Consider the following 20,343-nt stretch of genomic DNA (forward strand, 5'->3'; position numbering starts at 1 on the left):
TTGCTGCGTAATCTTTCGCTTCACCGCCGTAAGTTTTTGCACAGATTGTTGCAATTGCAGCAGTTAAAGTTGTTTTACCATGGTCGACGTGACCAATTGTACCCACGTTTACGTGTGGTTTATTACGTTCGAACTTAGCCTTAGCCATGAGATCTTCCTTTTTAAACTGCTTATGGAGGGAAAACTCCATAAGCGATTTTGGTTTTTAACTATGAATTAGTTTGGGGCTTATAGTAATCGAAAGATTACTCGTCGTCACCTTTTTTACCGCCAGACTGGAACTTAGTAATGATGCCTTCAGCCACGTTACGTGGAGTTTCAGCATATTTAGCAAATTCCATAGAATAAGTCGCACGACCTTGAGACATAGAACGCATAGAAGTTGCGTAACCAAACATCTCAGCCAATGGAACTTCAGCACGGATCGCTTTAGTACCACCAGGAAGATCGTCCATACCTTGAACCATACCACGACGACGGTTTAAGTCACCCATGATATCGCCCATGTAGTCTTCTGGAGTTTCTACTTCAACTTTCATGATTGGTTCAAGAAGGATAGGATCCGCTTTCATGAAACCATCACGGAAGGCATAAGAACCCGCCATTTTGAACGATAATTCGTCAGAATCGACATCATGGTAAGAACCATCGAATAATGTCGCTTTGATACCCACAACAGGGTAACCAGCCAATACACCATTCTTCATACGTTCTTGAATACCTTTATCAACCGCACCGAAGAATTCTTTAGGTACAACACCACCTACAACTTCTTCAACGAATTGGTATTCTTTACCAGCTTCTTCAACATCCATAGGTTCTAAACGAACATATACATGACCGAATTTACCTTTACCACCTGTTTGACGTACGAATTTACCTTCTTGCTCAACAGATTTTTTAATCGTTTCGCGGTAAGCAACCATTGGTTTACCAATGTTCGCTTCAACGTTAAATTCACGTTTCATACGGTCAACAAGGATGTCAAGGTGAAGCTCACCCATACCTGCAATAATCGTTTGACCAGATTCTTCGTCTGTGCGAACACGGAACGATGGATCTTCTTTCGCCAAACGACCAAGTGCGATAGACATTTTCTCTTGGTCAGCTTTTGTCTTAGGCTCTACAGCTAAAGAAATTACTGGCTCAGGGAATTCCATACGCTCTAGAGTAATGATGTTTTTCTCATCACAAAGAGTATCACCAGTAGTAACGTCTTTAAGACCTACACATGCAGCGATATCACCCGCGCGGATTTCTTCAACGTCTTGACGTTCGTTCGCGTGCATTTGCACGATACGACCAATACGTTCACGTTTAGATTTAACTGGGTTGTATACTGGATCGCCTTGTTTAAGCACACCAGAATAAACACGTACGAAAGTTAAGTTACCTACGAACTTGTCATTCATGATTTTGAATGCAAGCGCAGAGAACGGTGCTTCGTCAGATGCTTCACGAATCGCTTTAGTTTCAGCTTTGTCGTCAAGAATACCTTCGATAGGCTTAACTTCAGTCGGCGATGGTAAGAAATCAATAACAGCATCCAACATACGTTGAACACCTTTGTTTTTGAATGCTGTACCACAAAGCATTGGTTGGATTTCACAAGCCAAAGTTTGAGCACGAATACCAGCAACGATTTGTTCTTTAGTCAAATCGCCATTGTTTAGGTATTCATCCATCAACTCTTCAGATGCTTCAGCCGCAGCTTCAACCAAGTTTGTACGCCACTCTTCAGCAGTTGCTTGAAGTTCAGCCGGGATTTCACCGTATTCGAACTGCATACCTTGAGAAGCTTCATCCCAAATGATCTGTTTCATTTCGATCAAGTCGATAACGCCAGTGAAGTTTTCTTCAGCGCCAACAGGGATTACAACTGGTACAGGGTGTGCACCAAGACGTGTTTTCATTTGTTCAACAACACGGAAGAAGTTTGCACCAGTACGGTCCATCTTATTCACGAATGCTAAACGAGGCACTTTATATTTGTTTGCTTGACGCCATACAGTTTCTGACTGAGGTTGTACACCACCTACAGCACAGTAAACCATACATGCACCGTCAAGAACACGCATAGAACGCTCAACTTCGATTGTGAAGTCAACGTGTCCTGGGGTATCAATTACGTTGATACGGTGTTCGGGGAACTGCTTAGCCATACCAGACCAGAAACAAGTTGTAGCAGCTGAAGTGATTGTAATACCACGTTCTTGCTCTTGTTCCATCCAGTCCATTGTTGCTGCACCATCATGTACTTCACCAATTTTGTGAGATACACCTGTGTAGAACAAAATACGTTCTGAAGTAGTGGTTTTACCAGCATCAATATGAGCAGAAATACCAATGTTACGATAACGAGAAATTGGGGTTTGACGAGCCATGATTTCTTGCATTCCTAAATTTGTTGTTTAAAACAGGACGCTTTAAGCTGCAGAGCAGCTTAAAGCGTTTTGAAGACAGATCAGTGAAAACCGACCTGTCATCGTCCTGATTAAGGTCTTTAAACCTATTAGAAACGGTAGTGAGAGAATGCTTTGTTGGCTTCAGCCATACGATGCACATCTTCACGTTTCTTAATCGCTGAACCTTTACCTTCAGCTGCATCAAGCAACTCACCAGCAAGACGTAAAGCCATAGTTTTTTCAGAACGCTTAGCAGCAGCGTCTACTAACCAGCGCATAGCTAAGGCAGTACGACGGGATGGGCGTACTTCCATAGGCACTTGATAAGTAGCACCACCAACACGGCGTGCTTTTACTTCGACCATAGGACGAACTTTTTCAAGAGTAGTCTCGAAAAATTCAACAGGGTCTACTTTAGATTTTTCTTGAACGCGGTCTAAAGCACCGTAAACGATACTTTCAGCAATAGATTTTTTACCATCTTGCATTACGTGGTTCATGAATTTAGCGATTGTTTGGCTGCCGAACTTAGGATCCGGAAGGATTTCACGGGCAGCGACTACGCGACGTCTTGGCATTTTAATACACCTATAAATATGACACTTCAGGTTTATCCAGCATGAGTACAAAGTGTCATGTACTGTTCGCTGGCCTTACTACACGTCGCTTGAATTTCACAAAATTAAATGCAGAAATCAGACAAGCGAGACGATAAAGGATTGCGGTTCTACGTTCTTAAGAAGCTAATCTCGAAAGATTATTTCTTAGGACGTTTAGTACCGTATTTAGAACGTGACTGGTTACGATCTTTAACACCAGCGCAGTCTAAAGAACCACGAACGGTATGGTAACGTACACCTGGTAAGTCTTTAACACGACCACCACGGATAAGAACAACACTGTGCTCTTGTAGGTTATGGCCTTCACCACCGATGTAGCTTGATACTTCAAAACCTGAAGTTAAGCGAACACGGCAAACTTTACGCATTGCTGAGTTAGGTTTTTTAGGTGTAGTAGTGTAAACACGTGTACAAACACCACGACGTTGTGGACAAGCCTTCAACGCAGGAACTTTTGATTTTTCAATCAAAGTCGTACGACCCTTACGGATCAACTGATTTGTTGTTGCCATTTGGCAATTCTCCCGTTAATAAAAAGCCTCAAAAAAATACTACTTTTCGAGGGCAGACAATTGTAAGCGAAGATAGAAAAATGGTCAATATTCGAGGTCATATCAAATATTAACCATTTCCTTATATTTAGGGCGTTTGAAAGCATTTGCTAAGCTGGGGTTTACCTTTTAGGATTTCTTTTTTGTAACTTTTTTATTTATAGGCGCAGATTCCTGATTTTCTTTAGATTCTGCAGTAGAAGGCTGAGCAATAATTTGCCCATTCACCGCCTGCTCTTCCTGTGCATATTCATCCAATTCAGATTCATCCGCAGTGATCGCCGGTTTTTGTGGCTCAACCTGTGCATGCGGTTCAACCATTTGTCCCGCTAAATATTCCAAGCCCTGTTCAACTCGTTCATCCTGGCGGCTTTCATCAACTTTAGGCGCTTCTATTTTCTTTTTGATGGTGACATTAGAGATGGTTTTATTATCAGGGACTTGAATATCCTGATCCAGTTTAATTTCACTAGGTTTCACATCCACTTTAGATAAATGTTCTAATAATTTGGGAGTTGCTTGAGCCAATAAGGCCAAAGATTTTTCATAAGCCGCAATCGGGGATAACTCTACCCCTTGATGTTGTTGCAAGTAACTTCGGGCGTGGGAAAAAATTTGTTGCGCTTTCTGGTTGACGTCTTCAACCAGTTTCCAACTATATGCTGCACCAATGCCTGCTCCCGCCACCGGTGTCAATTTACTGATGATGGAAATTTTGGGAATATGATTCAACCAATCCCATTTCATTTCACCATTTTCATTACTTAACCATTTTTTAAGCACTGTAACATCGTTACTTGAACCCAACATTTCTTGAAACTGAGTCATATCTTGGGTTTTTAACATACTGGACAATGCTTTTAGCGCCAGCAATACACTCTGTTTTTCCGCAATCTGGCCTAAATCAATTTGTTTAAACACAAACTGAACAATATCTTGTTCTGTTTCTTTATTCAGCTCAAAACCATATGCACGTCCAACCTGATAAATCATGCGCAAAGACATGATTAAAGACAACGGCACATCAATCGCCGAACCCACCACGCCTGTCGCCCCAGTTACAGCACCCTGTATAGAAGCAATCCATTTATTCTGTTCTGCCAAGGCCTGACTAATTCGCTTTGACCGATCTACGTCTTGGGTCAGTTCTTGTAAATCTTTTGCACCCGCCTGATCAAGCACGGCATCAACTGAACTTATATTTGAGGTAAATTGATTTAACTGTTCAAAAAAATAATCTGATAATTTATCTGAAAATTGCGGGGAAATGAAATTGGCAACCCGAGTCACTTTACCATACTGATGACCGAGTAATTGTTTCGATACACCCGGTAAATACTCGCGCAGCATTTGTTGAGGATTATCATATTTTTGGGCTTCAAAAACATGTGATTGACCAGCACTCCCATCCACCACCTGCCCATTTATTGATGGCTGCATGGCTCTAGTCACAGCATTCGGAGCGGCATGATTCAGCACACCCATTCCAGCTGCACTGATCTTTTTAGCCACTCCAAAGGCATTTGAGAAGAATCCATGCGAATGTTTATTATTGATATCAGTCATTCTTTACCCTCATTTTCAATTCTTACAATTGTTGATAAATACTAGGCACAGTCTAAGTTTATCTCAATATTAATGTGTATCTTTTAGTTAATTAAACCGGGTAATTTTCACAAATACGTACAGACGGAAATAGGCATAATATTTGCCATAAGAATTCAAAAATCTTTCTGCTATTATGAATGTAATTGAAATACATGAGTAAGGCGCTGGGTTTTGCTTAAGGCAAACAATTCATTCAGCTGCATTTGCTCAAATCACCACCATATAAGGGATCTGTAGATGAAACGTGTTGTAATCACTGGCATGGGCATTAACTCATGTATTGGTAATTCTTTAGAAGAAGTAACAAATTCTTTGCAAAACGGTATTTCTGGAACACGTTTTAACCCAACTTATGCTGAACTCAACTTTAAAAGCCACGTGAGTGCAGCAGCAGAACAAAACTTTGACAATATCGACCGTAAACTAAAACGCTTTATGGGCGTTTGTGCGATGTATGCATACAACTCAGCCCTTGCTGCAGTCGAACATGCGGGTTTACAGGTTGAAGATTTAGCGGGCAACCCACGTTACGGTATTACCGGTGGTTCAGGTGGTGGTTCAACTGCATCGGTCATTGAAATGAACGAATTATTGCAAACCAAAGGCGCACGTAAAGTTGGTCCTTTCTTTGTTCCTCGTAACATGACTAACACGATTACAGCAAACGTTGGCGTTGCATTCAAATTACAAGGTGTGGCGCATACCATTACCAGCGCATGTGCAACATCTGCTGATGCGATTGGTTATGCGTACAACCTGATTCAATTGGGCAAACAAGATTTAATGCTTGCTGGTGGCGGTGAAGAAGATCACTGGTCACAAAGCTTGTTGTTTGATGCCATGGGTGCACTTTGCTCTAAATACAATGACACGCCTGAAACGGCTTCTCGCCCATATTCTGCTGACCGTGACGGTTTCGTGATTGCCGGTGGTGGCGGTTTCGTAGTGCTTGAATCACTTGAACATGCACAAGCTCGTGGCGCAAAAATCTTAGCTGAAGTTGTTGGTTATGCTGCAAACAGTGATGGTGCAGACATGGTTGCGCCAAGCGGTGAAGGTGCAACACGCTGTGTGCTTATGGCTTTAGAAGAAGCAAAACAGCACGGTGTAGATAAAATTGACTATGTAAACACACATGGTACATCTACCCCTGCGGGTGACGTGACTGAACTTAAAGCGATGGAACGTGCATTCGGTGAAGGTCAGGTTCCTCCATTGAGTTCAACCAAGTCGATGACTGGTCACAGCTTAGGTGCAGCGGGTGTACAAGAAGCGATTTATTCGGTTCTAATGATGCAAAATGACTTTATTGCTCCAAACATCAACGTGACTGAACTGGATGAAGGCGCAAAACCATTTGATATCGTGCTTGAAAAACGTGACACAAAATTGAATACTGTGATGAGTAACAGTTTCGGTTTTGGCGGTGTAAATGCCTGTCTTGTTTTCAAAAAATGGGAAGGCTAAGCTAAGAATTGTTGATCATTCGGCAACGGATGATCAACTTCTGCCACACTGCCCTTAAAAGGGTGAATAGATGGATGCTCCTTCTGATGCTTTCTTGTGGGTAAAAGCATTACATATTATTGCTGTAGTTTGCTGGTTCGCCGCTTTGTTCTACTTGCCACGTTTATATGTTTATCATGCGATGAGTGAGGATGCCACAAGTCATCAGCGTTTCCAGATCATGGAACGCAAGTTGTACCGCGGCATCATGTGGCCGGCCATGGTCGCTACACTGATTACGGCGCACTTCTTGGTAGATTGGGGTGATGCAACTCGGCATTACCATGAAGCACTCTGGTTTTACCTGAAAATTGGATTGGTTGGTTTACTGGTCATTTACCATTTAGTCTGTGGTTATTACCGTAAAAAACTAATGGTCGATGCACACTACAAATCACACAAGTTTTGGCGTTACTTTAATGAAATGCCAACACTGATTTTATTCGCAGTGGTCATTTTAGTGGTGGTTAAACCGCAGTTTTAATCTAGTTGATTTTAAAAAGCCTCCACTTGGAGGCTTTTTTATTTTAAGTACTAAACGTTCCTTTTTTTTGTAAGATGAAGAATCATGCCTAATCCCAAGAGTTTTATCTTTTATCCGCCAAATATAGCTCAGTTAAAATACGGCACTTAAATCATCATTCCTTTCACTAAAGAAAATAACTTTATGAGATTACCCCTCTCTAGTTCTCTCCCCAGAAAGGAAAGAACTTTATTTTTCAACTACATTATTGGATATTGTTCTACTATTTTAATCAGTCAACAGGAGACTCGCCATCTCCCATTACATTACTAGAATTTAAAGATGTTGCAGTAAGTCAGAGAATTTCTTAATTCGAGCTTTAGGTTGAGCTTGATCTAGCTCTTTTTCTGAACCATAGCCATATTCCACGGCAATGGTTTCAATCCCATTATGGCGTGCCCCGAAAATGTCATGTTCACGATCTCCGACCATCAAACATTCTTCAGGCTTTAATTGCTCTTTTTGCATAATATAAGCGATCAATTCAGCTTTATTGGTACGATCCCCATTCAGCTCGCTGCCATAAGGATGAACAAAATATTGCAACAACTCGAAATGCTCTAAAATTTGTCGCGCATATACTTCAGGCTTTGCGGTGGCTAAAAATAAACGATAGCCTTGTTGCTGTAATGCTTTTAAAGTTTCAGCCACATCATCAAATACATGGTTCTCATATAAACCCGTCACCGCAAATCGTTCACGATAGCCCATCAACGCTTGCTCAGCCAAAACATCATCCACTGCAACATTCAAAATTTTTGCCAAAGAAGCCTGTAATGGCGGACCAATAATCCAGTCAATATTGACATCATCGGCAATGGGATGACCAATTTTATTTAAACCATAACGCGCACTGGTGGTAATACCCACTTTTGGATCAGTTAATGTTCCATCTAAATCAATCAAAATATTTTTAATCACAGACTGACCCTTCTTAAATTTTTACTTAACAAATACTATCGAGACTTGGCTCAAAGTTGCCTATACTAACGTAAATTTAGTGATTTAAGGACATCATTGTGCGCCCTACTGTACTTTGCTTTTCTGGTTTAGATCCATCGGGTGGAGCTGGCTTGCAGGCAGATATTGAAGCGATTGGTCAAAGTGGTGCACATGCAGCAATTGCCTGTACAGCCCTCACCATTCAGAACTCGCAACAAGTCTTTGGCTTTGAAGCAACCTCAAAAGAATTATTGATGGCCCAAGCCAATGCAGTGGTGAGAGATTTACCGATTAAATGCGTGAAATCAGGCATGCTTGGTACGACAGATAATATTGCAGCTTTAGCAGAGTTTTTACGCGAACATCCTGAATATCTCTATGTGCTCGATCCAGTACTGGTTGCCAATAGCGGGGGTTCACTGGGCAATCAAGAAACACTGGTCAAAGCTTTTGTCGAGCTGATTCCACTTGCCACAGTTTTGACACCTAATACAGTAGAGCTTCGTGCATTAACCGGTATTGAAGATATTGACCAGGCCACTGCAAAACTCTTTGAAATGGGTGCTCAAGCCGTTTTAGTCAAAGGCGGACATGAAGATACGCCGGACTATATCCGCAATGCTTTATATATGGATGGTAAATTAGTTTCTGAAACCAGATGTCCTCGCCTTGAAGGTGAATACCATGGTTCAGGTTGCTCATTGGCCAGTTTTATTGCGGGTCGTTTGGCACAAGGTGATGATTTAAAACAAGCCGTGAATCATGCTGAGACCTGGCTGTTTGGAGTGCTTAAAAAAGCGGAAACTCCAGTACCCAATGGTCAGAAAATTCCTAAGCGTTTCTAAAAAACATGTTGATAAACCTGATCATCAACTGGCTTTATGTCGTTTGAGATCAGGTTTTTTTGCACTCATTTTAGTCACTAAAATCTGGATTTTAGGGTGCTGCTAAAAAATAAAGCATGTATTTATACATACTTTATGATGCACATCATTTGAAACTAGGCAATGAGTTCTTTAATCTTGGTCGTCGAGCCATTATTTTTGACTGATTCTATGCCTTTCTCACGTGATTGCTCACTTGAATAGAATTGGCTGCGACCAATAATCTGATAATTCGCAGCTTTTATGTTGAAATAAGGTTTAACATTTTTCGCTTGTAGGCGCTCATAACGGCTATCATCTACACTATTTCTCTGAACCGATTCAATGCCAACCTGTGCAGAAGCTTTTGCCTTATACAATTCACTGCTCAGAATCACTTCCCCATTTCCAGCTTTTAACACAAAGCGATATTGCCCATCATTTGCTTGACTAATTTCATACCATCCCGCCATATAAAAACCCCTTTATTATTTTTAAAATTATAAAAACATCTTATTTTTAGTTTTGAAAACATATGGTTGCTTTATAAAATATAAATAATTTTTAGCTTTTTAATGTGGCTGTTTTGTAATCAGAAACATCTCTATCTGGATGGAATAAAAATGCATTCTACAAAGGTAAATTTGACTTAAATTTATTAAATAAAAAAATAAAGATCAAGAGAATAAAGGGAGACCTAGTCTCTTGATCACTATTAATATCTAGATAATTTTCTTAGAATAAATGGCTTTCTGCATTTCCAAAATTTCCACACAAATCTGTAAGCTCATTTGGCTTTGTTTGGGCAAATGCTGCTCGAGTGTGGTTAATAACAATTGTGAAATTTCCTGTTGTAATTCCACACTGCGTCCAGTCAATAAAGAGACTTTGGCATGTACATAAGCTTGTGAAGCATCCCCAAAACCAATGACATAATCATGCTGGCAAATGGCACGACTTTTCACATCATTCGCAGAGCCTACATATGCGCCTTCTACCAAGGCTTTGTTCAACGCAAGCAGGATAGGTTTGGTTTCCAGGTTTTCAATATTGTCTGAATATTCCAGATGGATGTGTGGCATAACAAAAATTCCTTCAGATGATTGCGGTTGTTATACCATGTCATTTGCTCAATCATAAGGCCAATGAATCAATGTTTAATCAACAGTGCCGCTGTTTATAAAAGAAAGAATCAGAATGACCACACCCTTTGCATAAAACTGAATCCAGAAATATCTATCCACAAAAATAACGGTTCAAAAATTAATTCTAGCCTCATAAAAAAGCCCTAGCATTTCAGCTAGAGCTTTCTGATTTTTAATCCGTGTGAATTAAGCTTTTTTCACAAATTCAGATTTTAATTTCATTGCACCAAACCCATCAACTTTACAATCAAGATCATGACCATCACTTGAGTCAGGTAATAAACGAATATTTTTCGCTTTGGTTCCCACTTTAATCACAGATGAAGAACCTTTAATTTTCAAATCTTTAATCAGGGTAACCGTGTCACCATCAGCAAGAATATTACCATTCGAGTCTTTAATAATCGTTGCTGCTTCAGCGCTGCTTTCGCCCTCTTTCCACTCATAAGAGCATTCTGGACAAATCAGTAAATCGCCATCTTCATACGCATATTCTGAATTACATTTTGGGCAATTTGGCAAAGACATAAAAAACCTCAAAAACTCTACTATAACATTTTATAAGTCAATCTCTTGCTTAAAGCCCTATTTATTTCATGGAATAAAAATAAGCAAGATTAATTTTAATCCTCTTCTAAAACCTGTTTGAGTACAATCACATGGTTATAGTCTTTACTTTTTGCAGCGGTAATTAAAGTGACTTGTTCCTGTTTAGCCATCTCTCTAATTTGCTGCAGCATCTTCTCTTGCTCAACAAGTTCCGCTCTATAGCACTGTTGAAAGACCTCCCAATGTTCGGGATCGTGCGCGTACCATTTTCGAAGTTCAGTCGATGGCGTAATTTCCTTGGGCCATAGATCAATTTTAGCCTCTTCCTTTTTGATGCCTCTGGGCCAAAGTCGATCGACTAGAATCCGTTTACCATCTGAGGGTAAAACTTCAGCATAGGCACGTTTGATTTGAATCTGCATCGTATTCATTGTATTCACTTCTATTGACCCGGTATTTCAGGAGTAACCAATAAAGTGAGCAGTTGCAATGATTCCTGCCATCCCAAATAACAGGCTTCTGCTGGTATCACATCTGGAATACCGGATTGGGTGATATAAACTTCGGTTCCTACAGAAACAGGATTGAATTGAATAGTGACTTCAATTTGACCCGGTAAGTTTAGATCATCAAACTGGTCGGTATAACGTAACAATTGGTTAGGAATAATTTCATGGTAGGTTCCACCAAACGACTGGCTTGAACCGGTAGAAAAATTACTAAAGGACATTTTATACGTCCCACCCACTTTCGCATCCAAATGATGAACTTTAGCGGTAAAACCATGTGGTGCCATCCATTTCACTAAACCATCAGGATCAATAAAGGCTTTAAATACCCGTTCTGGCGGTGCGCTAAATACACGGTGAAGTTTGACAGTATTAGACATTTCTTGTTCCTTGCTTTTTGTTGTTTTGTTTCTTCAGTCTACGGCGGTTGGTCTATAACTATGTATGGCTTTGGTATAGGTCTGATTATTTTTTTCATAAATGAGCATGTGAAATTCACAAACTTTTTATCCTTAAAAATGATATAGATGAACGTGTTTAGCTGACCAACCCGCTTTACCCTGTATAATTCCAAGCGATAGCATTCATCAGCTTGATAAACCTTGAGTAGGCTCTGCATGTTGCAACTTGGCAATTTCCTCTAACTTTTGTGCCTGCGCCCTGTCATTACTTAAAGTCTGAATTAAATCTTCTGCAAGCTGGTTCAATAAAACCAAATCATCTTCACTCATATGCCGAATCTGTTTATCCAAAATACATAAACTGCCTAATACCAAGCCTTGCTTATTGCGCAAAGGTACACCAGCATAAAACTTGATTTTATTTTTATTCAACTCGGGGTTGTGACTAAAACGTGGATCTCGGTCTATATCCTCAATAATCAGTGCTTCATTTTGATGAACCAAATGGGTACAAATGGATTCCTCCCGGGGAATGCCCGCTTCTATCGGATTCTGATTTTCATCCGCCAGCGGGCTGGCTGGGGTATTCACCCATATTTCATCGACCAAGGAAATTTGAGCATACTTCACATTAAATGCCTGGCAGGCTTCTTCAATATATTGCTGATAGATCAATAAAGTTTCAGGTTGAAGTAATTGCAATTCGTGCAAAGCAGCCAATCGTTCTGGTTCATTTTCAGCAAGCAATTCACGTGCAGGGTTTTCACCTTGTTGCAGCATCAAGGCATCAATACTCAGCATCAATTCATTCACCGTGGATACTACGGCATCCGGTTGAAAACGGTTTTGAATCTCATCCCGTAGTTCATCGCTGACATTGCCCCATGTGGCAAAAATAATTTTTGTATTCGGCAGCCGTGTGCGGATTCGATGATTCAACAAGCGAATTTGTGCCAAAGGCTGCTGATGAAATATAGAAATGCATATCACCTCAACATCTTCTGGTAATGACTCAAATACATCTATTTTCGATTGAATCAATACTTCACTATGACTTTGCGCAGCAATTTTTCTTAAGCTTAAACCATGTGCCAACATGGAAGATGCCAGCACATCAATTTCCCAACGTGCTCCCAGGCACATCACTTGTACTGGATCTCCGGTCTTTGGACTCGGATACTTCTGTTGAAAATCATGATTAAACAACTTCAAGCCTTGATGCATTCTTAAACGATGTTCCGCGCTTGCGTCAGTACTATGCCCTTGTGAAAATAAACGAATGGCTGGGATGGCGACATCGTCATAAAAGCTATTTACCTTACGAACCACGACTTCCTCACTGGGCTTTTTCGGTAATTTTTGTTCAATATAATCCTCTGCAACTTCGAGGGCATCATCTACATCATCAGCAACCAAGCGCTGGTAAAACCGTTCCGGTGGCGTGAGTACAGGTTCACTGCCAATCAGGATTTTAATAAATCCCAAGGCCGGAATATAATTGGACAATACCAATAAACATGCCGTCAATGGAGTCGAGAGAATCAGTCCAGCAGGCCCCCATAACGTGGTCCAGAATGTCGCCGCAAGAATAATCGCCAAAGTGGAAAGACCGGTACTTTCTCCATATAACCACGGTTCAATCACATTGTTACTAATCAACTCAAGTAACAGAATCAACCCAATCGTCCACAGCACCATATTCCAGCCTGGATCGACTGCAAATGCCAAGGTAATGGGAAATAAGGCCGAGATCATTGGACCGACATAAGGTAGAAAGCGCATTCCTATCGCTACAATTCCCCACATCATGGCAGCAGGCACGCCAATCAGCCATAAGCCCACGGCCATGGGAAGACCATAAGTGACATTCACCAACAACTGCATCCGCAAATAGGTTCCAATCCGATCTGCGGCATCATCCAGTGCATCTGTACCGACATTTAAATTACCACCCAGCAATTTCAACAAACGGTCATGCAAATCTTTGCGACTCAGTAAAATTAGCACCACAAACAGAAAAACAATCCCTAGTGTCGCTAAGGGATGAAGAATTTTCGCACCCCACTGTATTGCAGTTTCAGTGGTACTGGATTCCTGCCCCACCACCTCTACCTGTTGCACACCCTCTTTTTTCTCAGCTGGGGTAACCTGCTCTATCGAACTTTCAACCGTATCGATGGTCCTGATAGCACCGTCCCATACACTCGGTCCAGAAGTAAAACTTTTTAGCGAATCCAGTTTTTGTTTAATGGTGTCCTGATATTGCGGTAACTCCTGACTTAAATTCCCCAGTTGATAACCGAGATAAGTTGCAGCCCCACCCAAGATACTTAAGGCAAATAGCACCACAAGTGCAATCGATGGCAGTTGCGGTAAGCCCCATTTTTTTAAGCATGACACTAAAGGTTCAAGTAAAAATGCCAGTAGCACCGACAGCGCCAAAGGAATCAGAATGTCTTTTCCAACGTAGAGGGCTAAAATAATCAGTGCAGCAATCACAAACCCGGCCATTACACGTAAAACATGCTTGGTCTGAGCTTCATCATTTACTGGAGGGGATGGAGATTCTGAATTTAGAGTTTTTTCCTTATTCACGTTAATATCCTTATTATTTTTTACCCTTCTCTCTATATTTAAGATTTTATCTGCTGAAATTCTACAGAGTTACTGTAAGTAAAATCCTTATTCGCCTCATACCCTTTTCAGTCCAAACTCATTATCTTTAATTCTTTGCCAAATATTTAGGCATTAAAAAACCCTAACCGTTTGCACTGTCAGGGTTTTCTTGTATCTCATTCAACAGGACTCAAGATGACTTCAGCTCTAATAGAATCCAGACACTATTTTTAGACTATTATTCAATTACGTGAATTAACTTTGAAGTTCGTCTTCCACGTCTTCATCGTCATAGACATATGCCATACAACCCCAGCCATCGTATTCACCGCCGTGTTGTTCAGCAATTTTAGTGAACCATTCTTCAATATCGACGATGTCTGAATAGTCAGGTTCCATATACACATAAATAGTGATAATCCACTCTAGTGTATCGGCTTCTTCATCTTCAAACAGGCTGATTTTTTGTTCTTCTTTCAGCAAATAAAGCGCACATTTTTCAGCTTGCTCTTGTGTTTGAAAAGCAATCGAAAATTCAATTTCATGTGCTTCCGTCAGATCATCACCATCTTCAGCCATTTGCCAAAGTACGTTACCGTTTTCGTCATCTGGGAATTGTTCAAAATCGCGTGTCATGGAGAGTTTCCTTATTGTAATCATTTAAATCTATATCATTGTACGCAGATTAGCTCAAGTTTGTTTCAGTTTAGCGATTTAAAAGATCCATTCTCGTACTCATTCATTAAAGTATAGTTCTGCTTCATCCGTTCAAAACTATACCCTTCATTACCCTTCCATCATGTGTACTTGCATTTGAGTTTGCTGTTCTTGTTGGTTTTCTTTGAACTCCAAAACCAATGCTGCAAACTTCAATTCTTCTAAACGCAAGCTTAAAAATGACTCATGAATCCGTGCATAACTGAATACCGCACCATAATGATTGATCAGAATAAAATCATCTTGAAGCGATTGAATGAGCTCACCCAAATTGTCATGCCGTAAGCGTGATAAATAAAGATCAGCTTTACTGTTAAAAACATGGGTTACCAAAGCAATAGCTGAAAGGCGGCGCTTTTCTTCAACATAATCACAATCACCAACACTATGATGATCAATGGCATTTTTTATTTTACGACGAACTTCTTCTAAATGAAGTGCTGAATCTATATGGTCATATCCGTCGATCAATTCATCCAGGAGGGTGTGAGCAGGAAATAAATACTCAGTGCCATAACCATTAATTTTATGTTCTAGTGCTCGCGAAATGGCCGTTAAATTTTGCTGTTGCATAGCCTGATTATAGAAACCATGTAATTGTTCTCTGGCTTCTATTTCCAGCTTCTGCTTGCTATTTTTTTCATAACTGTCCAGATAATGCCTCACTTTCTCAATATAAGCTTTCATGCCCTGTAGCAATGACTCTGCTTCAATTTTGGTCGCTTCTACAAAGTTCTCAACTTGGTTTTGTCGTTCGGCTACATACTGTTCAATGTTTAAAATATGTTGAAACTGGCTGAGTTTTTCAACCTTATTCCTTAAAATTCCCGCCTCTGCACGAAGCCTGTTTAATTCATGATGTAGCTCATCATTTTTTTGTTCATGTGCAGCCAAATTTTTTCGTGCGTGATCCAGATTGGCTTGTAAAGACTCCAGATTAGCCCGTTTGTCTTTGACCAGTTTCATTGCACGATAAAGCAGTACTGCTAAAATAATTATTGTTATGACAGCTATGACTAATAGGTAAATCATTATTATTATTCCAAAAGCTCCACTTTCTACACTAGTCATTTTCCGGTCAGTTTTCAATCACAAAAACTAGGGATATTATTTCTATTTGTATCCCATAAAATTGAGAAATAAATATAAAAAAACTATATTTTTCAAATTATTAATTATTTAACAATATTTTAAATTTTCTTATTTTTCATCCCTAATTTCAGCTCGTATAGATGCTGCCCACTCCAACAAATGCACCCTAAATCAATATACACTTCGTATCATGCAGCGTTGTATTTTCATACCTAAATCAAAACGGCACCTTACCTTTAATTTCAACATTCGCCCCCGTGAATGGTTGCTTAAATGACAAATAACTTGCATGTAAAGCCATCCGTTTTAATGGACTTTGGTAGGGTTCTGGGTGATACAACTTATCACCAGTAATCGGATGTCCAATATATTGCATATGCACCCGGAGTTGATGCGAACGTCCAGTAATAGGTGTAAGCAATACACGGGTAATATCTTCAGCTTCAAAATAATTCAAAGCTTGGTACAGGGTTTTGGCAGCTTTGCCCAATTCAAAATGCACGATTTGACGTGGGCGGTTTTCCCAATCGGTTATCAATGGAACTTCGACACTTCCCTCACCTTCAAGCTTGCCTTGTACCAAAGCGATATAGTTTTTCTTTACCGTCCGCGCCTGAAACATTTTACTCACCGCCACTTCTGCATCACGGTGTTTGGCAAACATGAGTATGCCCGATGTAGCCATATCTAAACGATGGGTGATTTTGGCATGAGGATATTTTTCCAAGACACGTAAATAGGCACTGTCATGGTGTTCAGGCAAACGTCCCGGTACTGACAACAACCCTGCAGGTTTTTCTATTACCACCAGATCTTCATCTTCATAAATAATAGAAAGTGCTTCTTGTGGCGGCATATAAACAAAGTTGTCGTTGATAGGCATGGGGATACAGCGTTGGGGAGAATGGGCGCAAAATAACAAGCTCAGATTGGGGTGTCAATTAATATAGGCAAACCTATCGCTTTAATCCGCAAGATAATAATCGACCGTTGAAACTACACGTACTTTTTTCAAATATGGCGTATTACTGTCCCGGTCTTCAATACTAAACAGCCCCTGATTGGCTGATTTAATTTTTCCTAAACTGCTTTTAGAATCTGCGGCGAATTTTTCTGCAACACTGCGTGCATTTTCGGTGGCTTGCTCAATCATGGCAGGTTTGATGTCATTGAGTTTGGTATATAAATATTCGGTTCTTTGCCCAGAATCATCTCCGCCAAAGGCAATACCTTTTTTACCCAAAGCCACCAGGCGACTTTGTGCAGCACGTACTGCATCTATTTTGTGGGTATACACAGTTATGGTTTGATTTGCGGTATAGCGTAGTGCGACATTTTCATTCCCCCCATATTGCTGGGCATATTTATCCGTAATACTCGGTGAAGCTGTGGTAATTTCCTCAGCAGTAAAACCCTCACTCTTTAAAAATGCCTGAATTTGCTGGGTGTTTATTTCCATGCTGTCATACAACTGCGTCAGGTCTTGACTGGCAGAGCTAAAGCGAATCGGCCAAACCGCAACATCGGCTTTGACTTCACGTTCAGACAACCCCTTGACCGAAACAATGCGTTCATATTGTTTAATTTTCAGTGCGCTACTGCCTAAAATCCACCCCGCAGTAACCATCCCCAAGCAAATGAAAATGCCTAAAATAAGTGCCGGTTTGAGCTGATTCATCTGACTAAACTCCTTTTAGCTATGACTTTAATTTAGATTTTTCAATTTTTATGTGTAATGCAAAAGTATGAAAATATTGATTAAATTATTGTGATAGTAGCGCGTTTAACTTTGTATTTAAGATTTTAAAATGGTTTATAAGTTTTAACTTTTACCCATGAAATATAGAGCAATTAGAGGGACTAAATTAAACAGTAAAATGCCAATTTTATAGACTGCCATCCCTCCATAATGAATTGCATCGAAGGTCGCGTCTGACAGATTGAACCATTTACCATGCACTTGTTTAATCCAGTCACGAGCAAAAATAATCGCCAAAAACCAGATCATTAATATGATGTAATTGATCAGTACGGAGGAAAGTAAAAAACGAAACCAAAAATCGAGATTCATATTGATTCTCTGCGCGGTAGCTTATGATTTCTAAAATAACAGATTTGATATGCTGAAATGAGTTGCTGATTTGTATCTACATTTTTCGGTTTAAAATCTATCGTATAGTTATGATTTTTAATTCATTTCTATATTTTTATTGTTTTTTATTCGGTAGAGAATTTTTTAGGGTGTTAGGGAAAACATATTGTTTAACTTCAACAATTATAGCTTTGTAAGCGATAACCTTATGCCTATAAACTCGTGATCTATAGCGTCCTAAGCCGAATCGAGACCTTTTGGGTAAGTACTACACTCACGTTATACGCAACTGGTAGCAATCTACTCTTTTCGATCCCTGTCACACCCTTGAGATATAATTTACCAAGTTAGGCTCGGGATTATTTCCCTAAGAAAAGCCAATTTAAATATTTTTTGGAAATTATTTTCTTAAAAATTAATATTTACAGAATATTTAATCATAAGGCTACAAATTATCGCTTTTTATTGCGGTTTATTTATCTTTTTAGATAATTTTTACTTTTTCACTTTTCGTTTTCCCATTCTTCCTTTGGCAGAGTCATACGCTTTATTTTTGTATGTTTAGCAATTGGTACACATGAGAATCTTCATGTTCCCATATGCACGAAAATGACCGTTAAGAATTAAAGAAAGTGTCTTGAACTGCACCGGCAATAAACCACCATGCGCTAATAGCGACCATACCGCACATCATATTGGCCAGTATTTTATTGATTTTGCTGAGCTGGGAATTGTAGATTTTTAACTTAATGAGATAAGCCAAACCACCCAGTCCACCGCCAATCAGGCCACCAAATAGCACCAAGATAAAAGGCCAACCTGCAATTAGGTGCATATATTTCGGTGCTTTTTCTATTTTCATTATTTCGCTGGCTTGTTCCATTTTAATTCTCCCTGCTGCTTTGTTAAATGTATTCTGCCCTTTACTACAAGCATTTACCCTTGAGTCGATGCTCGCCACTCAGGCATATTTATCAAGCAATATTTAAGCCATGACATTGAGTTCTGCTATTTCACATAACGTTGATGAACATTTTGATTGATATAAGCGTTCAAGCCATCACCATACTGTGCCAGTTGTTTCATGTTTTCAACATGTTGATAGCCAGCACTGGCATAACTATAAGTATAGATTTTTGATTTTTTCTTAAATTGAACCCGAATAAATTCATTGCCAATCTCGTAGTTAGCAACACCAGAGTCATGATTGAGATCAAGATAATATTGCAATTGAGCAGCCCTAAACACTATGAATTTAGGGTTTTAGATGGGGGTGATGTGATTAATTCTCAAACAAACATCAGGTATAAATGGCTATGTTTAAGTAACAAAAAAGCCCTATGGAATAATAGGGCTTTTGTCTAAAACAGGGATCTCTGTTTTATGAATGTCGCTTAGGCAATGTTATTTTTAAATTCAGTGCCAAGACATTTGGTACACGGGGGTAAACGGTCTGTACCAATTTCTAAGTAAACGCGATGTCCGCATTGAACACAAAAATAGAAACCTATTCCGGGTTTTTCGCCAGCAGTAACCATCTTTGTTCTCCATGTGTTTTTAGAAATGGTGCATCCAGTATAACCCTCTTATGATGATTGTCTATTGTCCATTTCGACAGATGATAGTGGCGTTTGGGCAAGCTACTATTTCATGTAGTTATTTTCCTACTATAAAATAACTCAGAATTTAACTTAAATAGCTTGTTAACATTGGAATAAATGGAGCAATAAATCCAAATACTGTCACATGGTTTGAAACAAAACTCATAAGTTCGCCATATAATTTTTTATATTCAGCCGTCCCTATAGATACCCCCAACATTTCAATTTTTTTTTCAATCTCTAATGCAATTTCATCTTGGATATCAGCGCCCTTTAAACTCTTTATAATTTCTAAAAACTCAATGGGTATTAGCGAATTATTAGACTGTTGTTGAATATCACTATGATTATTACCTGATGATAAATTTCCCACATTTCCTAAAATTTTAATATTAAAAACCTGACTTACTTTTTCTTGAGAAATGGGATTTGTATTTAACTCTACATCACCTGCATCTTTATTAATCATTTCAATTTCCAAAACAAAAGTAAGCGTCCGCTGAACCCCACTTTTCTTATCTGCTCAATATCCCGATAGTGTCCATTATTTATTATAAATGGACATTATGTTTATGGCCTTAGACACTTTTATAGACACTGAAC

24 protein-coding genes are annotated in these 20,343 nt (G+C 39.6%); 3 read left to right on the forward strand and 21 right to left on the reverse strand.

Annotated elements, in window-relative coordinates; genetic code table 11:
• The 5 genes from HLH18_RS10925 to HLH18_RS10945 all read right to left on the reverse strand — a co-directional run.
• Positions 1-148, reverse strand: a 148-nt coding sequence (locus tag HLH18_RS10925; protein ID WP_250852408.1) for a GTP-binding protein, incomplete at its 3' end; no start/stop codon positions are given.
• A 97-nt stretch (positions 149-245) separates the two neighbouring features.
• Complete coding sequence (fusA, locus tag HLH18_RS10930) at positions 246-2,384, reverse strand: elongation factor G (RefSeq protein ID WP_131291180.1); 2,139 nt, start codon at positions 2,382-2,384, stop codon at positions 246-248.
• Between the two features lie 128 nt (positions 2,385-2,512).
• Positions 2,513-2,983 (reverse strand): 30S ribosomal protein S7, encoded by a 471-nt coding sequence (gene rpsG / locus HLH18_RS10935; RefSeq protein ID WP_004648014.1) that lies wholly within the window; start codon positions 2,981-2,983, stop codon positions 2,513-2,515.
• A gap of 179 nt (positions 2,984-3,162) precedes the next feature.
• Positions 3,163-3,537 carry a 30S ribosomal protein S12 gene (rpsL, locus tag HLH18_RS10940; RefSeq protein ID WP_004648013.1) on the reverse strand — a complete coding sequence of 125 codons (375 nt, stop codon included), beginning with the start codon at positions 3,535-3,537 and terminating at the stop codon, positions 3,163-3,165.
• 168 nt (positions 3,538-3,705) lie between these two features.
• Entirely contained in the window at positions 3,706-5,142 is a 1,437-nt protein-coding gene (locus HLH18_RS10945) for an EcsC family protein (RefSeq protein WP_171546857.1), read from the reverse strand.
• Between the two features lie 279 nt (positions 5,143-5,421).
• Between HLH18_RS10945 and HLH18_RS10950 the strand changes: the two genes are divergently transcribed.
• Both HLH18_RS10950 and hemJ read left to right on the forward strand, forming a co-directional pair.
• Complete coding sequence (locus HLH18_RS10950; RefSeq protein WP_171546858.1) at positions 5,422-6,651, forward strand: beta-ketoacyl-ACP synthase II; 1,230 nt, start codon at positions 5,422-5,424, stop codon at positions 6,649-6,651.
• Positions 6,652-6,721: 70 nt separating this feature from the next.
• Positions 6,722-7,174, forward strand: coding sequence for a protoporphyrinogen oxidase HemJ (hemJ, locus tag HLH18_RS10955; protein WP_171546859.1), 453 nt, complete (start codon positions 6,722-6,724; stop codon positions 7,172-7,174).
• A gap of 315 nt (positions 7,175-7,489) precedes the next feature.
• On the opposite strand, the gene HLH18_RS10960 is transcribed toward hemJ, so the two are convergent.
• Positions 7,490-8,134: an HAD-IA family hydrolase gene (locus HLH18_RS10960; RefSeq protein WP_171546860.1), complete on the reverse strand. Its 645-nt coding sequence runs from the start codon at positions 8,132-8,134 to the stop codon at positions 7,490-7,492.
• Positions 8,135-8,232: 98 nt separating this feature from the next.
• Between HLH18_RS10960 and HLH18_RS10965 the strand changes: the two genes are divergently transcribed.
• Positions 8,233-9,000, forward strand: a complete 768-nt coding sequence (locus tag HLH18_RS10965) for a hydroxymethylpyrimidine/phosphomethylpyrimidine kinase (RefSeq protein ID WP_171546861.1) — start codon at positions 8,233-8,235, stop codon at positions 8,998-9,000.
• Between the two features lie 155 nt (positions 9,001-9,155).
• Here HLH18_RS10965 and HLH18_RS10970 read toward each other — a convergent pair whose 3' ends face one another.
• The 15 genes from HLH18_RS10970 to HLH18_RS11040 all read right to left on the reverse strand — a co-directional run bounded on the left by HLH18_RS10970 (position 9,156) and on the right by HLH18_RS11040 (position 20,209).
• Positions 9,156-9,491 carry a YegP family protein gene (locus tag HLH18_RS10970; protein ID WP_171546862.1) on the reverse strand — a complete coding sequence of 112 codons (336 nt, stop codon included), beginning with the start codon at positions 9,489-9,491 and terminating at the stop codon, positions 9,156-9,158.
• A 249-nt stretch (positions 9,492-9,740) separates the two neighbouring features.
• Complete coding sequence (locus HLH18_RS10975) at positions 9,741-10,100, reverse strand: 5-carboxymethyl-2-hydroxymuconate Delta-isomerase (RefSeq protein ID WP_171546863.1); 360 nt, start codon at positions 10,098-10,100, stop codon at positions 9,741-9,743.
• 249 nt (positions 10,101-10,349) lie between these two features.
• A complete protein-coding gene (locus HLH18_RS10980; protein WP_171546864.1) occupies positions 10,350-10,691 on the reverse strand; it encodes a zinc ribbon domain-containing protein YjdM in 342 nt (113 codons plus the stop codon).
• Between the two features lie 95 nt (positions 10,692-10,786).
• Positions 10,787-11,134, reverse strand: a complete 348-nt coding sequence (locus tag HLH18_RS10985; RefSeq protein WP_171546873.1) for a DUF488 domain-containing protein — start codon at positions 11,132-11,134, stop codon at positions 10,787-10,789.
• A gap of 20 nt (positions 11,135-11,154) precedes the next feature.
• Entirely contained in the window at positions 11,155-11,601 is a 447-nt protein-coding gene (locus HLH18_RS10990) for an SRPBCC family protein (RefSeq protein ID WP_171546865.1), read from the reverse strand.
• A 207-nt stretch (positions 11,602-11,808) separates the two neighbouring features.
• Positions 11,809-14,217, reverse strand: a complete 2,409-nt coding sequence (locus tag HLH18_RS10995; RefSeq protein WP_350643120.1) for an AI-2E family transporter — start codon at positions 14,215-14,217, stop codon at positions 11,809-11,811.
• 276 nt (positions 14,218-14,493) lie between these two features.
• The gene (locus HLH18_RS11000; RefSeq protein ID WP_131291199.1) at positions 14,494-14,874 is read right to left on the reverse strand and encodes a ribonuclease E inhibitor RraB; all 381 of its coding nucleotides are present in this window, start codon (positions 14,872-14,874) and stop codon (positions 14,494-14,496) included.
• Positions 14,875-15,024: 150 nt separating this feature from the next.
• Positions 15,025-15,987, reverse strand: coding sequence for an SNIPE associated domain-containing protein (locus tag HLH18_RS11005; RefSeq protein WP_171546866.1), 963 nt, complete (start codon positions 15,985-15,987; stop codon positions 15,025-15,027).
• Positions 15,988-16,264: 277 nt separating this feature from the next.
• Positions 16,265-16,930, reverse strand: a complete 666-nt coding sequence (locus HLH18_RS11010) for an RluA family pseudouridine synthase (RefSeq protein ID WP_171546867.1) — start codon at positions 16,928-16,930, stop codon at positions 16,265-16,267.
• A gap of 81 nt (positions 16,931-17,011) precedes the next feature.
• Positions 17,012-17,725, reverse strand: coding sequence for an SIMPL domain-containing protein (locus HLH18_RS11015; protein WP_171546868.1), 714 nt, complete (start codon positions 17,723-17,725; stop codon positions 17,012-17,014).
• Between the two features lie 144 nt (positions 17,726-17,869).
• A complete protein-coding gene (locus HLH18_RS11020; protein WP_171546869.1) occupies positions 17,870-18,118 on the reverse strand; it encodes a DUF6868 family protein in 249 nt (82 codons plus the stop codon).
• Positions 18,119-18,755: 637 nt separating this feature from the next.
• The gene (locus tag HLH18_RS11025) at positions 18,756-19,022 is read right to left on the reverse strand and encodes a hypothetical protein (RefSeq protein WP_171546870.1); all 267 of its coding nucleotides are present in this window, start codon (positions 19,020-19,022) and stop codon (positions 18,756-18,758) included.
• A 125-nt stretch (positions 19,023-19,147) separates the two neighbouring features.
• Complete coding sequence (locus tag HLH18_RS11030) at positions 19,148-19,369, reverse strand: hypothetical protein (RefSeq protein ID WP_171546871.1); 222 nt, start codon at positions 19,367-19,369, stop codon at positions 19,148-19,150.
• Between the two features lie 164 nt (positions 19,370-19,533).
• On the reverse strand, positions 19,534-19,704 hold the full coding sequence (locus HLH18_RS15855; protein ID WP_350643128.1) for a zinc ribbon-containing protein: 171 nt from the start codon (positions 19,702-19,704) through the stop codon (positions 19,534-19,536).
• A gap of 121 nt (positions 19,705-19,825) precedes the next feature.
• The gene (locus tag HLH18_RS11040; RefSeq protein ID WP_171546872.1) at positions 19,826-20,209 is read right to left on the reverse strand and encodes a hypothetical protein; all 384 of its coding nucleotides are present in this window, start codon (positions 20,207-20,209) and stop codon (positions 19,826-19,828) included.
• Between the last annotated feature and the right edge of the window lie 134 nt (positions 20,210-20,343).

Source organism: Acinetobacter sp. ANC 5414 (assembly GCF_013004295.1).
Taxonomy (GTDB): Bacteria; Pseudomonadota; Gammaproteobacteria; order Pseudomonadales; family Moraxellaceae; genus Acinetobacter.